This window comes from Congregibacter litoralis KT71 (genome assembly GCF_000153125.2).
GTDB lineage: Bacteria > Pseudomonadota > Gammaproteobacteria > Pseudomonadales > Halieaceae > Congregibacter > Congregibacter litoralis.
In genome coordinates this window covers 16045-31835 of record NZ_CM002299.1, presented here as the reverse complement: position 1 = coordinate 31835, position 15791 = coordinate 16045, and the positions used below count along the sequence as shown (strand labels likewise).

Below are 15791 nucleotides of genomic sequence, written 5' to 3'. Positions count from 1 at the left end.
TGTTCTCAGTCTTCCGTTGCTTCCTTTGCTTCTGTTGCCAGTAGCGACGTCGCTGCATCGATTAGGCGCTCGGCGTCATAGGCACTGGTGCTGAATATGCTGTCAAAACGTTCACTGTCAAAATAGTAGCGATCGGATTCCGGATTGCGTAACACCGCAAGCTGTCTGATCTCCCCGTCGTCATTGAGCGTCACTCGCAGGGCCTCATCGGCCGCTCCTGCATCATCGTCGGCGGGATCCACGAGACCGCTGATCGCCATGCCGCCCAAAGCCGCCGCAAAGGCCGCCGCCGATTCCTGTTCCACGTCGGTGCCATCACTGCGGGACCACTGGCCGTCGGTCAAGGTAAACGTCACGCCATAGAGGGCAAACTCCGTCACGTTTTGGACGGCGAGGAGTCGCGTATCCAGCCAGCTGTCGATATCCGCCGGGGCATCGAAGCTGCTCAGGGGCAGCACAAAAACCGCAGACTCGCCCTCTGCCCGTGCATGAATCTTGCGCATTGCCGGCGTGCTTCCGAGGTAGACGGTGGCGTCACCATCATCACCGGACAGAACAATTTTTCGAACAAACCCGACGTCTGACACCTGGAAGCGCTTCGCTGCGGTGTCGCTATCGGCGATGGGAAAGCCGGGATCGGCGGTCAGCAGGGCATTGAGGAGTGAACGCATCTTGTCGTTGTCGGCGGGCAGACCCCGATCGAGGCTCCACTGATTCTGGTTACGGAGCAGCACGACCGTGGCGCCCTCCTGTGTGGACACCTCGACGCGATTTACGGCGCCCGGGCTCAGCCGCGCCACGAGGGTATCGCGGCTGATTGTTGCGGGACTTTCGGGCCAGTACAGATACGCGACCAGGGCAAGTTGCGCGAGGAAAAGCACCGCGAGAATGCGCAGGATCATAGAAGAACCCTCCCCAACTGCTTCTCCCGCCGTCTGCGCTGGAGTAGCCAGACGGCATAGATCACGATGAGGAAAATCAGGGCGCCGGCATAATTGGCATACTCAATCCGCGCCTGCATGTTCTTGGGTAGCGCGGGGAGCGTGCGGTTAAAGTGCGCCCGGGAGCGGATGTTCATCAGGCTGCTGTCCTGCAGGGACCAGTCCACGGCGTTCATGAGAAACTCCAGGGGCCCGAAGTACTGGGTGCCGGACGCGGCAATCACACCGCTCAGGACCTGATCGCTGGCAAAGTCGTTGGAGCTCACCACGATGAGACGGGAGGAGGACGGCGATTTACTGATCAAGGCCGTGCTGGGTGTCTCCACCTCGCGATCTTCGTTCAGGTCGTCATTTGCGGATGCGGCGGGTGTGGGCACCTCGTCAAAAAAGCTGGTGAATTCACCGCTCAATAAAACACCCACCTCGGCCTTCTGTCGCGGTTTGCCGGCCCCGGAAAAACTGCTATGACCGCTGTCAGTTACCGTCGGCATAACGTCGCTTTGCGCGGACAGCCAGGCTTTGTCAGAGCTGCTCAGCAGTGTGGTGCTCTCGATATTCTCCTGCGGCGATACGGACAGGGGCGACGCCCAACCCACGGTGAGATTGGGTAAGCCCTGGGTGATGGGGTGGTCGGGGTTCAGTCCGTCGTCGCGGATGTCCAGTAAATAGGGGTAGTCCACGAATTGCATGTCCCGGAATTCATACTCGCCCACGCGCCGGAGCACGGGAACGGGAAACGCCGCCTGGCGATCATCCAGCACAACGGTGTCTTCGACACGAATGCCCTGGTGGGCAAGCCAGTCCTCCATACCGCTGTCGACCCTGCGCAATTGCAGGGCTGTGCCACGGGTTTCGATGGAGCGCGGCGATGTGGCGACAATGACCGTGCCGCCCCGCATGAGGTACTGGTCAACAGCAAAGAGTGCTTTGGCCTCAAGGGTCTCGGGAGCCATCACGATGAGGAGGTCAGCGCTGGCATCCACGCTGCCATCGGTAAGGTCCTCCATGAGGATGCTGTGATCCTGACTGATGGTCTGTTGGAGCGTGCCAAAGCTATGGCCCTGGGGAGGCATACCGCCCCGGGGCTGGCTACTCCCGGGTAGGGCGAGGGCGATGGTGCGGGTGAAGCCGCTGGCAAAGCGTCGCAGGCCCGCTTCCAGGGCGTCACTGAAGTCGCTGCTGTCAAAGCGCCCCGTGGGTAGCTGGATGACCTGATGGTCGTCTTCAAGAGTCAGGTAAAAGTAGAACTCGTTTTCATCACCCAGAGCGGTAATCATGGGTTGGAATCCCCACTCCTCGAGGATGCGGGCGGCCTCGGCCCCGCCCTTGGCCTCGGGTTCCACGAAGTCGATGCTGAACTTGTTCTGAGAGTTGGGAACAAGGGCCTCGGCCTCGCGGCGGATGGCATCGCGGTAGTCCACGAGCAGTTGGGGAAGCTTGCTGTCATCGGATACGTAGGCCCGCAGCGTCACAGGCTTGGAGATCTGATCAAACAGCTCGCCACCGCTGCGATAGCGATAGAGCACGTCGCGGATCGCCCGCGTGATATCGAACTCAGGATTACGCAGGAGTACCTCGGGGTCTCCTCCCGCCGCCATCTTCACCTCGATGAAATCCGAGAAGCCCAGTACTTCTTTTTCGTTGCCGTACTGGATCAGCACATTGAAGTAAGCGTTTACCAGCGCTGACTGGTAGCGATCCGCCACTTGAAAGGGGGTTGCCTGGATTCCGTACTCTTCGTTGGCCTGTTTTTCCGCCGCTGCGTCCTCCGCGGGGTCCACAAACTCCACGCGGATCTTGCCGGCTCCCGTCACCGCGTATTCGCGAAGGAGATCCCGCAGCTGGGGCACGAGGGGTGCAAGGAGAGGGTGGGAGCGTTCGCTGAAGTATCCGCGAATGAGCAGGGGCTCCTCCAGTTGGGTCAGCAAGGTCTCGCTAGGCTCGGACAGGGAGTAGAGCTTGCCCTCCGTAAGATCGGTCCGGACGCCCGGAAGCTTGTGAAGCCAGAGAGCGGCAAGGAGTAGATTGAGCACCACCAGCGTCACCCCGAAGCGCCAGCTGCGATGATGGCTGTTTGAGCGTTCGGACCAGCGACCGCGCTCCAGAGCGAAAATATTCAGGCCCAGGAAAACCGCGGTGATAGCGAAGTAGTAGTACAGATCCCGCAGATCAAGCACGCCCCGGGTGATGCTCTCAAAGCGTGCACCGGAGCCCATCAGCCGGAGGAACTCCGCAGCGCTGCCGCCAAAAAAGCCCAGGAGGAGCTCGCTGCCGGCAAGGTAGAGCAGACCGCACAGAGCAACACTGCCTATGAGGCTGACGATGGCGTTGTCCGTGCGCGACGATACAAACAGTCCCACAGACAGGTAGCTGCACCCCAGGAGAAAGGTCGCGAGATAGCCCGCAGCCACGGGCCCCCAGTCCAGGCTTGCAATACCCTCGACGGTCAGGGGGAGTAACAGGGTTCCCGCCAATGCCAGCATCAGCACCAGGGCGCAGGCGATGAACTTGCCGAGCACAAACTGCCATAGAGACACGGGGAGAGTAAGGACATGTTCCAGGGTCCCGCTGCGCCGCTCCTCACTCCAGCTACGCATGGTGAGCGCGGCGCTTAGAAAGATGAGGAGCAGGGGCATCCACTCAAAGAGGGGACGCACATCCGCGATGTTGCGCGCAAAGAATGCCTCCACCCAGAAAAATACAAAAAGACACACCGCCAGGAAGCTCGCCAGGAACATCCAGGCAACGGGCGATGCAAAGAACAGTTGCAGCTCTTTGCGGGCAACGCGGAACAACACCAGATCAGGACCCATGGCTGCCTCCTTTCTCACGTACCGCCTCGCGGAAGATCTGCTCCAGGTTGCGTCGCAGGGGTGTCAGGGAATACAGCTTTGCCCCACTGTCGATCACCATGCGGCTGACATTTCCCGCCGCGGTATCCATCGCGGCACTCTCCTTGAGCGCCAGGCTCAGGGTCAGCTTGTTCCCGGTGTCGTCCAGCATCGAGACATGGGCGATCTGAGGTAAGCGCGACAGGAGATTTGCCATGTCACCCGTATCGCTGCTGCAGCTCAGGAGGAGCTCGCGGCTCTCCCGCAGCACAGCCAGGGGCGAATCCAGTGCCAGGGCCCCGTTAGACAGCACCAAAACCCGTTCGCAGAGAGCATCCACTTCCTGCATCACGTGGGTGGAGAGAATCACCGTGGCCTGACGGGAGAGCTCCTGTACGAGTTCGCGCATATGCTCGTTTTGCTGGGGATCCAGGCCGTTGCCCGGTTCATCCAGGATCAGCAGTTCGGGCTCCCCGAGGATTGCCTGCGCCACTCCCACGCGTTGTTTAAAGCCCCGGGAGAGCTGGCCAATGGGGTCAAAAAACCGCGCGCCCAGTTCCGTGGCGTCCACGCTGTAGCGGATGGCGCGACGCTTCTTATCTCCCCGGAGCCCCTTGAGCTGGGCGGCATAGTCCAGATAGTCCGCAATGGTCATTTCCGGGTAGATGGGCAGATTCTCCGGCAGATAGCCGAGGCTTTGCTGAATCTCCCTGGCATCGAGGCTCAGGTCCTTTCCGCCGATCTCCACGCTGCCGGCGGAGGGCTCGAGATAACCGCTCAGCATCTTCATTACCGTGGTCTTGCCTGCGCCGTTGTGGCCCAGGAGACCCACGATCTGACGCTCGCTGATGGAAAAAGAAACATCCTGGACGGCCGGAGTTTTGCCGTAATACCGAGTAAGAAACTTTACATCGATCATGTTTTTGGCTGTCTTCACAGAAGTTTTTTAGAGGTGAATGGACGCTGAAAGTTCGGTTTGACTGATCCTCAAGGAAGCAGGAGCTTAATAATAAAAATGATCAGTACCCCTGTGAAGATCCGGCGTATCCAGACTTCGCCACCCTGCACGGAAAACCGTGCGCCGAAGTACCCGCCCAGGGCGTTGCCCGCCGCGAGGGCCAGACCAAACTGCCAGTGAATGGATACCGCAGCGGCAAACACCACGATAGCGAAGAGATTGTAGGTCAGGGCAATAAACACCTTATGCATGTTGGTGCGCACCAGATCCAGCCCCATCACCCGATGGAGAATGGGCATGAGAATAAATCCCACGCCCACCTGGATAAATCCTCCCCAGCAGCCCGCAGCAAACATCAGGATATGACCGAGCATCAAGCGCTTCGGGGTCAGGGGGCCGGAAGTGTCCGCTGACTTTTTGCCGGGGATCTGCATGAGTACGAGCACGGCGATCATCACCAGGGCAAGGACGCGATCAAACCATTCACCGTCCAGTTGCACCCCGACGAGGGCCCCGAGAATGGCGCCGGGAATCGCCGCAGCCGACAGGGTCAGGCTGAGACGGAACTCCGAAAAGCCCCGGCGGAAGAAGGTGCGCACCGCGACGATGTTCTGCGCAATGATGGATATGCGGTTGGTGCCATTAGCCTCGGGCCCGGACAGTCCCAGGAACAACATAATGGGCACGGTCATCAGGGAGCCACCACCGGCGATGACATTCAGCATCCCCGCGATGGTGCCCGCCCCGGTGAGCAATGCCAGCTCCCAGAGCTCGACGTTCATTGTTTACCCTGCCTGTTGGCGCTCAGGAAAGCGCCCCTAGTCGTCGCCCCAGGGCTCCCGCATGGTGACGAACTCCTCAGCAGCCGTGGGATGAATACCGATGGTGCTGTCAAAGGTCGCCTTCGTGGCGCCGGCCTTCAAAGCGATGCCGATACCCTGGATGATCTCTCCGGCATCGGGGCCCATCATGTGCACGCCCACCACGCGATCCGAGGCGTCATCGACGATGAGTTTCATGAAGGTTTTTTCATCACGACCGCTGATGGTGTGCTTCATGGGCTTGAAGGTCGACTTGTACAGGGTGATGTCGCCGAACTCGATCTCCGCCGCGCTCTCCGTGAATCCCACGGTGCCGATATTGGGCTGGCAGAACACGGCGGTGGGAATGAAGTCGTAGTCCACGTTTTTTTCCATATCGCCGTACTGTCGTCGGGCAAAGGACATACCTTCCGCGAGGGCCACGGGTGTGAGCTCCATACCGCCGATCACATCGCCCACGGCAAAAATGCTCGATTCTGCGGTCTGAAAGTGCTCATCGACTTCGATGGTGCCATGGCTGGTGAGTTTGACGTCGGTATTTTCGAGGCCAAGACCCTCAAGATGAGGGCGCCGCCCTGCGGCACAGAGGATGGCATCCACCTCGATGCTGCTGCCATCGGTAAGCTCTACCGCCAGTCCACCGGCAACCCGTTCTGCACTCACAACGTTGGTCTCAAAGCGAAGATCGACGCCGGTCTTGCGGATTTCCTGCGCGGCGTGGGCACGGATATCGCTGTCAAAGCCGCGAAGGAAGAGGGGGCCGCGATAAAGCTGGGTTACCCGCGAGCCCAAGCCGTTGAAAATCCCGGCAAACTCCACAGCGATGTAACCACCGCCGATGATCAGCAGGCGCTCGGGAAAACTCTCCAGATCGAATACTTCATTGCTGGTGACCGCCAGGTCATTGCCCGGAAACTCAGGTTTGTAGGGCCAGCCGCCCGTGGCGATGAGGATCTTGCTCGCCGTGTAATGCTGATCGCCCACGGCTACGGTATTGGCGTCGATAATGCGCGCGCGACCATCGATGAGGGTCGCGTTGGCCCCATCGAGCATGTTGCGGTAGATCGCATTGAGTCGTGCAATCTCCGTTTTCTTGTTGTCCCGCAGGGTGCTCCATTCAAAGCGCTTCTCACCGCTGTCCCAGCCAAACTCCCGGGCGTCGTCAAAGGCTTTGCCGAATTCTGATGCATAGACGTAGAGCTTCTTGGGTACGCAGCCGACGTTGACACAGGTGCCGCCCATGTAGCGGTCCTCGGCGATCGCCACGCGCGCGCCGAATCCGGCGGCCATGCGGGCTGCCCGGACACCACCGGAGCCTGCACCGATGACGAAAAGGTCGAAATCTAGATCACTCATTGCTGTTCCTCCTGAGGGCGGGCATTCTAACAGGCCTTCGCCGACGGTACCGTGGGAGCCTTACATTCCTCTCGGGGCCATGACATGGGACACCGATGATTCAGCGGAGTTGCCAGACGGCGCGAAAACGCCCGATAAACCATAAGAAGGCATACAGAGACAGGCGAAGACGCGCCTGTTTTTAGAGCTGAATTTTGAGAGCTGAAAATTGAGAGTAAGGGCATGAAAAAAATTATTCCCGTTCTATCCCTGGGACTGCTGCTTACGCTGCTGTTCGGTGTTTGGACCGCCAGGGATGCCATGAAGGTCGCCGTGGGCTACAGCGCCAAGCAGGTCTGCTCGGGTGTTTTTCTCTCGGGGCTGTCGGCGGAGTTTGTTCAGGATCGCGATGTTAACCCCAATATGGCGATACTGGGCCCCTTGCTCGGTGCCTTGGACATTACCGTCGATCAGGAGCAGGGGCTGGTGTCGGCGTCTCTGCTGGGTGTGGACGCCCAGGCCGTGCATCTCTCTGGCAGAGGGTGCACGCTCAACGGCCCGGGGGAGGGTGCGCCGCCCCTGAGCGTTGCTGCCGCCGATGAGAGCGGCCCGGGCGTTCCGGCGCCGTGGCGCCCCGCGGTGGAAGCGGCGTTTGCGGAGCCCGAGGCCTCGACGGGCGCCCGCAATACCTATGCCTTGCTCGTGGCACGCCAGGGCGAACTGCTTCTGGAGGCCTACGCCAGCCCCATCACGGCCGGGACCCGCCTCCAGGGTTGGTCCATGAACAAGAGCCTTATGGCCACCTGGATTGGTATGCAGACCGAACGGGGCCTCATTGATCCGGCTCAGCCCCTGGCGGTGCTGCTGGCGGATGATCCGAAGCGTCCGGACCTTGATCCGACGTTGACGCTGCTGCACCTCTTGCAGATGGAGAGCGGCCTGGATTTTGTTGAGGTTTATGGCCCGGGCAGCGATGTGACCAAAATGCTCTACACCGCGCCCGCCATGTGGGAGATTCCCGCCGGCAAACCCCAGGCCTACCCACCGGGGGAGCACTTTTCCTATTCCAGCGGGGATACGGTTTTTGCCAGCTATCTCTGGCAGAAAACCCTGAAAGAGCCCTTTGAGGCGTGGATCGCCCGGGAATTTACAGCGCCCCTGGGTATGAATTCACTCGTAGCAGAAGCCGATGCCAGTGGTGTGCAGGTGGGGTCCAGCTATGTGTATCTCACGGCCCGGGACTGGCTGAAAGCCGGGCAGCTGTGGCTGGATGCCTGGCATGGGCGGTCCGAGCTTTTATCCCAACGCTGGCTGCGAGACTCTGTGACGGCCCGTCCCTCGGATGAAAAAGGCCGCTACGGGCGGGGGTTCTGGCTGAATACCGATGGTGTGGTCTTTGAGGGGCTCCCGGAAAACCTCTTTTATGCCGGCGGGCATGCGGGGCAGTTCGTGGTGGTGATTCCCGAATGGGAAACCGTGGTGGTGCGTCTCGGACTCACCGGGGCGGGTGTGGACAAGGGCATGCACGAGTTTTTGCTGTCCCTGGCGAAGCTGCGTTCACCGGCATTCTGATGACAATGCAGCTTTCCGGCATCTATCGCTACCCCGTGAAGTCCGCCCGGGGTCACGAGGTGAATTCAGCGACGATGGACCGCTTTGGTCTGGCGGGGGATCGCCGCTGGATGCTCATTGACAGCGCCGGACAGTTTTACAGTCAACGCCGGGCTCCCGCCATGGCGTTGCTGGGGGTGGCGCCCCGGGAGCATGGGCTGCGCCTGACTTTTGGCGAGCATTGCATGGATGTGGACCAGCCGGATGCTCAGAGTCCGGAGGTTTCAGCCACCGTGTGGGAGCATACGCTCCGTGCCCGATGTGCGGCAGCGGAGGTAAACGCCTGGCTCAGGGAGCGTCTGGGTGAGGACCTCCGCCTGGTGTTTTGTCCCGAGAACGCAACGCGAAGCGTTGATGCTGCTTATCTGCCCGAGAGTCTTGAGAAACAGCACGTCGCGTTTTCCGACGGTTTTCCTCTTTTGATCATTTCCCAGGCGTCTCTCGACGCGCTGAACGCCCGACTGCCCGTGCCTGTTCCCATGGATCGCTTCCGCCCTAATCTGCTTATTGCCGGCGCAGTGCCCCATGCAGAGGATCAGTGGAAGCGTCTGCGTATCGGGGCCACGGAGCTGGCAATCGTAAAACCCTGCTCCCGCTGCGTCATACCGTCGATCAACCAACAAACCGCGGAAAAAGATCCCCTGATCAATCGCGTCCTCGCTGAGTATCGACGGCGGGACGGTGTCATTTACTTTGGGATGAACGCCATTGCCACAGCGGGGGACCGGTTGACCGTCGGTGACAGCGTGTCCGTGTTGGATTAATCCCAACTATTGCCAAAGCGCCATTAGCTCAAATGCCCGGTACAGACTGGTAAACTGCGCGCGGTTTTTTATCCGCTCAAGAACACGCGAACACTATTGAGGCATCACCATGTACACACTTCTTCGAGGCGGTCGTCGATTTCTGACGACGGCTGTTTTATCTCTCAGCAGCTTCTGTCTATCGTTCAGCGCCGCGGCCCTGGATCGCATTGAAATGCAGGACGGCTCCGTGGTCCTGGGGACCGTGCAGGACGCCGATGGCGGCAAGGTAAAGATCGATACCGCCTTTGCGGGCACCCTGGAGATTGATCAATCGACCATTGTCGCCATGACCGTAGAGTCCGATCTGGTGCTGCAGATGGACGACGGCAATGTGCTGGAAACGCCTCGCCTGGAAGTTGCCGAAGAGCAATTGGCGCTGCCCCAGGCGACGGAGCAAAGCTACGCTCTCCGGCAGCTGACCCGCATCAATCCCGAACCCTGGGAACTGGGTAACGGCTTTAAGTTCGGTGGACTGGCGAGCTTTGGCTACAACAGTCAGCGTGGTAACACCGATACCGATGAGCTGGATTATCGCTTTGAAACCCGCTGGGAAAGCCTGGTAGATCGTTATCGTGTTGAGGCATTTGGTGAAGTCAATGAAGCCAACGGCACCAAGAACGCCGAAAACTGGACCGCCCGGGCTCGCTACGATCGCAATCAGACGGGCAACTGGTACTGGGGTGGTGGTGCATCGGCAGAGCAGGATCTGTTCGCCGATCTGGATTTGAGAACGTCCATCGGACCCTATGTGGGCCGCAAGTTTTTCACCGACGATGTTTTCGCCCTGGAGGCGGAAACCGGTCTCGCGTACATCACGGAAGATTTTGTCAGCGCTGAGGACCGGGAGTATTTAGGTAGCACCTGGGACGTACACATGCATTCCAATTATCTTGGTGGAGACTCACGCCTCTATATCGATCATAAGGGCATCTGGAACCTCGATGAGGCGTCCAACATTGTGCTCAATACGACCTTTGGTCTCGCCTTCCCGCTTCTTTACGGGATTGAGGCATCGGCAGAGCTAGCCTATGACGTCAACACCGGTGCGGTAGAAGGCACGGAAAAAGTTGACCAAACCTACCGTATCCGCCTGGGTTACAGCTGGTAAACCGCGCTTATAGCCTGGCCCGGCTCACCGCTGCGGCCAGGTTATCCAGTACCGGGAGGGTCTCCTCGAGGGACAGGCAGGCATCGGTGATGCTCTGTCCGTAAGTCAGGGACTTTGGGTCTCCGATAGCCTGATTCCCGCCGATGAGATGACTCTCCAGCATGACCCCGCGGAGGGCATTCTGGCCTTGTTCGATCTGGTCGCAGATATCTGAGGCAACGATGGCCTGGCGCTGGGGATCCTTTTCGCTGTTGCCGTGACTGCAGTCCACAATAACGCCGGGTTCCAGGCCCGCGTCTGCCATTGCCGTGGCCGCTTCCTGCACTGCGGCGCTGGCGTAGTTCGGTCCGCTGCTCTTGCCGCCCCGAAGGATGAGATAGCTGTGCGGGTTGCCGGTGGATTGCAGGATGGCCGGCGTGCCCTCGCGGGTAAGGGAGGGAAACCAGTGGCTGTGATTGGCGCTGCGAATGGCGTCAATGGCAACGCCGATATCGCCATTCGTCGCGTTTTTGAATCCCACGGGCATCGATAGCCCCGACGCCAGCTCCCGATGAATCTGACTCTCTACCGTGCGCGCACCGATGGCGGCGAAGCTCACATAATCCGCGTAGTACTGACCAAAGGTGGTGTCCAGAAACTCACTCGCCGCCGGCAGACCCAGGTCGGCAATGTCCTGAAGCACTTTTCTCGCCAGGCGCAGACCTTTGTTGATGTGAAAACTGCCATCGAGATCCGGATCATTGATGAGACCCTTCCAGCCCACGACGGTGCGGGGTTTTTCAAAGTAAACCCGCAGAACGGGCAGAATTGCATCGTTGAGATCGAGGCAGTGGGATTGAAGTTTCTCCGCAAATTCCAGGAGGGCCGCCGGGTCGTGAACCGAGCAGGGACCCACGATAACAAGGAGGCGCGGGTCCTTTCCCGACAACACATCTTCGATCTGCCCCCGGGCTTTCCCTACGATGGTGGCCTGTTCTTCGGACAGGGGTTGCTCGTCGGCAAGCACCCAGGGGGTGATCAGAGGTTGCGCCTGACGGATACGTGTATCGTAAATACCTTGAGCCATGGTGGAAGCCGTGATGTTCTGAGGCGCGCATTTTGCGCCGCTCGGGCGGCGCTCACAACCCTCACAGCTTTTACAGGCCCCGCTCAGGCCTCCGCAATCGCGGCGCGCTCCCGAAGCTTGCGTTGAAGATCAGCAACCCGCGCCCGACTGATGGTGATTTTAGTGGAGAACAGCAGCGCCAGGACAAAACCGGGTAGAGAACCCAGACCGAAGGCAATGACCAGTCCATCAAGCACCGCGTCGCTGAGCGTTCCCGGCAACATGCCCGTTTCAAGGCCGATAATATCCACGGCAAGACCGCCGTAAAGGGGACCAAACACCGTCGCGAACTTTTGAGCAAAATTGTCGGCGGCAAAAAAGCCCGCTTCCTGGCGCATGCCGTGCTCCCACTCATGCTCGTCGGTGATATCCGCAATAATGGATTGTGCCTGTATGCCCCGCATGAGAAAGCAGTACATAAAAACGAGCATGAAAACGAAGTTCAGGGCGAACAGTAGCGAGCTGTCGTCCTCGGGAAGGATATGAAGCATCCGCAGGGGATAGAGCCACAGACAGTTGAGAATCAGGCCGATGGTCGCGAACTGGAGTAACTGGTACTTCTCAAGATGTCGCCCCAGGGGCTGGAGACTCAGCATGACCAGCATCACGGCCAGTAAGCTGGGCAGGGAAAGAATTATCGAGATCTGCCGGGCATCGAATTCCCAGTAATAGGTCCAGACCAGCATGTTCAGCGCAGAAACTGCTCCGAAGCTCGCCATGAGCGTCACTTCAAAACCGATGAGGTAGCGAAAACTGCGATTGCCGAGGGTCCGCAGCAGATCCTGGGTGAGAGTGTTGCCCACGCTGCGGCTTGGAGGCAGGGCCTGGGAATCCGAAGGCTGCGCATAGCGACGGGTGCCCAGGGTGGTGACACTGGCAAAAACCCAGCAGACCGCACAGGAAAACGCTCCATACACCGGGTAGTTGCTCTGGAGAAAGCGACCGTCCTCACCGCCGACGGATTGGAAGATCACCGTCAGGGCTATCGCAGGGGTCAGCACGCTAAAAAGAAAGAGAAAGGCCAGGCGGGCGCCGAGGACCTGGCTTCGGCCCTGGTAGTCGCTGGTAATCTCTGCGGATAGGGCCAGATGGGGAATGGAAAATGTGGTGACAAAGGTGCGTATCCACAGGGACCAGAACAGCAGCCAGGCGGCAAGAAGCGGCTGGGAGCCGCTGAGAGCCTCGGGTGGAGCAAACAAGCCGATAAAGCCGAGACCCAGGGGGACGATGCTCCAGGCCATGAAGGGATGTCGGCGACCATGAGGGCTGCGAAGGCGATCCGAGAGGGTTCCCACAAGAGGGTCGGAGACGGCGTCCCAGACCAGACTCAAGGCGATGATCAGACCGGTCAGGGTGCCATTGAGACCGAGCACCTGAGTGTAAAACAGCAGGATGAACATCGTGTACGCCGCTTCCTTCACGGCGTACACAGCCCCCCCGGCGCCATAGATAAGGCGGGTACTTAGCGGGGGCATGAAGAGTTCTTGATCATTCTCGATAGGATGGCTTTTATTGGAGATTCCAAGTATCACCCATCCTTGAGGCCTGTGTCTGCGTATGCATGGGGACCGTGGAAAAAGAGGAAGAAGCGCGCAATGCCTGAGGGACCGGAAATCCGCCGCGCCGCGGACCGCATCGCGAATGTGCTCGTCGACGAGACCGTTGAAGAGGTGGCGTTTGCGTTTCCCGAGTTGCAGCGTTTTACGAAGGTGCTCAGCGGACAGCGTGTTCTTGAGGTGGAGACCCGCGGAAAAGCACTCCTGACCCACTTCGATAACGACTATGCGATTTACTCCCACAATCAGCTTTACGGCGTCTGGAAGATTGCCAAGCGGGGAAAGATGCCGGCGACAAACCGTTCCCTGCGTTTAGCGCTGCACACCTCAGGTCACAGTGCGCTCCTGTACAGCGCCTCGGATATCAGTGTGTGGCCCCGGGAGGAAATAGGCATGCATCCTTTCCTGGCTACCCTGGGGCCGGATCTCCTGTCGGCGAAGCTCGCGTGGCGGGATATCAGCGAGCGTCTTGCCATGCCCCGTTTTGCGGGCCGTTCCCTGGCGGCGCTGTATCTGGATCAGCATTTTCTGGCGGGGAGCGGCAACTACCTTCGCTCGGAGATTCTGTTTTGTGCAGGCGTGCACCCAAAGCGTCGTCCCAGAGATCTCAGCCGCGGTGAGCGAGGCCGCCTCGCTCGGGAAACGCTCGATCTTCCCAGGCGCAGCTATGAAACCGGCGGTATTACCCTGCCGCCGCGTCTTGCGGCGACGCTCAAAAAGACGGTCAAGGGTTTTGAGCGACGGCGCTTCTTTGTGTTTGGACGGGATGGTCGCCCCTGTTATTCCTGCAAGGACACGATTCGCCGGGACAGCATGGGCAGTCGCCGCATTTACTGGTGTCCCACATGCCAACCCGAATGATCACGCCGGGCCCGAAAGATCTTTGGTTTCTCCCTCTGGGGGGCTGCGGCGAGATCGGCATGAATCTCAACCTCTATGGTCACAACGGCGCCTGGTTGATGGTGGACTGCGGTATTACCTTTGAACGGGACAGCCACAGAGTCCGCCCCCGGGTGCAGACGCCGGATCCGCAATTCATCGTGGAGCACAGGGATGCTCTTGCCGGCATCGTGTTGACCCATGCCCACGAGGATCACATTGGCGCCATGCCCCTTCTCTGGGAGCGTTTTCCGGTGCCCGTGTACACCACGCCCTTCACCGCCGAGGTTTTGCGCCGCAAGGCCGCCGGGCGGGGAGGCAAGGTTCCCAGCCCCCTCATTGAATGTCTCCCGGGGGAAAGCCAGCGCATCGGGCCCTTTGATGTGGAATGGCTGCCCATCACCCACTCCACACCGGATACCTGCGCGCTCCACATTCGCTGCGACGCCGGAAAACTCCTTCACACCGCCGACTGGAAGATCGATAAGGCACCGCAGGTGGGACCGGGTTTTGACCATGCGCTATTTGCAGCAGCGGGAGCCAGTCAGCTGGATGCGGTGATCTGTGACTCCACCAACGCGGTGGTGCCGGGGCATTCTGTCAGCGAATCTGTAGTGCGCGATGGTCTTGGGAAAACCGTAGCAGGTTGTGAAGGCCGCGTGGTGGTGGCCTGCTTTGCGAGCAACATCGCCCGTATACACAGCCTCATAGACGTGGCGGATAAAACCGGGCGCTACCTGACGCTTCTGGGAAGGTCTCTACAGACTATGCACTCGGCGGCTCTCACCGTGGGCCTCCTTGAGCGCTCCCCCAGGCTTATCGAGGCGGGGCACCTGGGTTATCTGCCTCGGGAAGACATACTCATCGTTGCAACGGGGAGTCAGGGTGAGCACGGTGCGGCGCTCCAGCGCCTTGCCAACGGCTCTCATCCCCAATTGGAGCTCGAACCGGGGGACACGGTGATCCTGAGTTCGCGCATCATTCCGGGCAACGAGGAACCCGTGGAGCGACTGATCAAGCGTTTTCGTGATCAGGGCATCACGGTTATCGACAGCGATGGTGCGGTTGAGACGGTGCACGCCTCAGGGCACCCCTGTGCCGATGAACTGGCGTCCATGTACCAGTGGGCCCGGCCGCGTCTCGCCGTTCCGGTTCACGGGGAGCAGCGACATATGAAAGCTAACGCCAAGATAGCGCGGGGAAACGGTGCAAAGATGGCCTTAACGGGCGAGAACGGTGATCTCTTTTATCTTGCACCGGAACCGGGTCTTCGTCGCAAGGTGGCCAGGGTGGGCCGCCTGGAGCAGGATGAAGAGGGTCGCCTGTCGCCCGTCGCGCCACCCGACGTGCCCAGGGCGTAGAGCAGCAGCCCGCAGCCCCGGCAACCGGTGCTCAGGGCGCTCCCTTTGACGACGTCTTTGATGATCCCTTTCCCCTGAGGATTCGGTCATAGCGGGAACGCAGATGGTCGTGTTCTTCCACGTCGGCGAGGGCATCAAGATGGCCTGGGGGTGTCTGCTCCAGCGTAGAACGTTGTTCATGATGCTTATCGGCAAGATCCGCAGCGCGCGCTTTGCCATCGGCGCTTGCCTTGCTGCTGTTTCGAAATTGCAGCAACACAAACACCAGAGAGCCGTAAACAATGACGATTTTCGCGATCAGCGCGTAGATGAGGGTACCCGGGTGCTGTTGCGCCAGGTAGATCCGCACGTCGTCGTAAATCAGGGAACTGACAAAGGCAAACAGCAGCACTACAGCTGAGCGTGAAAGCTTGCTGCGATGCTTACTGAGAAAGTAAATCAGGGAGGAGTATTTAAGGATCCGGAAGATGGACATGTTC

The 15791-nt window shown here is 59.7% G+C and carries 13 protein-coding genes; 5 read left to right on the top strand and 8 right to left on the bottom strand.

Annotation, left to right across the window (positions count from 1 at the left end):
- Window positions 1–5 precede the first annotated feature (5 nt).
- From KT71_RS00140 to gor, 5 genes are all read right to left on the bottom strand, one after another.
- The gene (locus tag KT71_RS00140; protein WP_008293555.1) at window positions 6–902 is read right to left on the bottom strand and encodes a DUF4340 domain-containing protein; all 897 of its coding nucleotides are present in this window, start codon (window positions 900–902) and stop codon (window positions 6–8) included.
- On the bottom strand, window positions 899–3754 hold the full coding sequence (locus KT71_RS00135; RefSeq protein WP_008293556.1) for a Gldg family protein: 2856 nt from the start codon (window positions 3752–3754) through the stop codon (window positions 899–901). The genes KT71_RS00140 and KT71_RS00135 overlap by 4 nt, the downstream gene beginning before the upstream one ends.
- Window positions 3744–4691, bottom strand: a complete 948-nt coding sequence (locus KT71_RS00130) for an ABC transporter ATP-binding protein (RefSeq protein WP_023660467.1) — start codon at window positions 4689–4691, stop codon at window positions 3744–3746. Before KT71_RS00130 ends, KT71_RS00135 begins: the two co-directional genes overlap by 11 nt.
- A 68-nt stretch (window positions 4692–4759) precedes the next feature.
- On the bottom strand, window positions 4760–5512 hold the full coding sequence (locus KT71_RS00125; protein WP_008293559.1) for a sulfite exporter TauE/SafE family protein: 753 nt from the start codon (window positions 5510–5512) through the stop codon (window positions 4760–4762).
- A gap of 36 nt (window positions 5513–5548) precedes the next feature.
- Entirely contained in the window at window positions 5549–6907 is a 1359-nt protein-coding gene (gene gor / locus KT71_RS00120; RefSeq protein ID WP_008293560.1) for a glutathione-disulfide reductase, read from the bottom strand.
- 222 nt (window positions 6908–7129) lie between these two features.
- On the opposite strand from gor, the gene KT71_RS00115 reads away from it, so the two are divergent.
- The 3 genes from KT71_RS00115 (at window position 7130) to KT71_RS00105 (ending at window position 10411) form a co-directional block, all read left to right on the top strand.
- Entirely contained in the window at window positions 7130–8458 is a 1329-nt protein-coding gene (locus KT71_RS00115) for a serine hydrolase domain-containing protein (RefSeq protein WP_008293561.1), read from the top strand.
- Entirely contained in the window at window positions 8458–9261 is an 804-nt protein-coding gene (locus tag KT71_RS00110; protein WP_008293562.1) for an MOSC domain-containing protein, read from the top strand. Before KT71_RS00115 ends, KT71_RS00110 begins: the two co-directional genes overlap by 1 nt.
- Window positions 9262–9370: 109 nt before the next feature.
- Window positions 9371–10411 carry a DUF481 domain-containing protein gene (locus tag KT71_RS00105; protein WP_008293563.1) on the top strand — a complete coding sequence of 347 codons (1041 nt, stop codon included), beginning with the start codon at window positions 9371–9373 and terminating at the stop codon, window positions 10409–10411.
- Window positions 10412–10418: 7 nt separating this feature from the next.
- Here KT71_RS00105 and KT71_RS00100 read toward each other — a convergent pair whose 3' ends face one another.
- The gene (locus KT71_RS00100; protein ID WP_008293564.1) at window positions 10419–11477 is read right to left on the bottom strand and encodes a 3-deoxy-7-phosphoheptulonate synthase; all 1059 of its coding nucleotides are present in this window, start codon (window positions 11475–11477) and stop codon (window positions 10419–10421) included.
- Window positions 11478–11560: 83 nt separating this feature from the next.
- On the bottom strand, window positions 11561–12991 hold the full coding sequence (locus KT71_RS00095; protein ID WP_023660466.1) for an MFS transporter: 1431 nt from the start codon (window positions 12989–12991) through the stop codon (window positions 11561–11563).
- Window positions 12992–13111: 120 nt separating this feature from the next.
- On the opposite strand from KT71_RS00095, the gene nei reads away from it, so the two are divergent.
- Window positions 13112–13933, top strand: a complete 822-nt coding sequence (nei, locus tag KT71_RS00090) for an endonuclease VIII (protein ID WP_008293566.1) — start codon at window positions 13112–13114, stop codon at window positions 13931–13933.
- Window positions 13918–15312: a ribonuclease J gene (locus KT71_RS00085; RefSeq protein WP_238549446.1), complete on the top strand. Its 1395-nt coding sequence runs from the start codon at window positions 13918–13920 to the stop codon at window positions 15310–15312. Before nei ends, KT71_RS00085 begins: the two co-directional genes overlap by 16 nt.
- A gap of 31 nt (window positions 15313–15343) precedes the next feature.
- Here KT71_RS00085 and KT71_RS00080 read toward each other — a convergent pair whose 3' ends face one another.
- Window positions 15344–15787, bottom strand: coding sequence for a hypothetical protein (locus KT71_RS00080; RefSeq protein WP_008293568.1), 444 nt, complete (start codon window positions 15785–15787; stop codon window positions 15344–15346).
- Window positions 15788–15791: the final 4 nt, after the last annotated feature.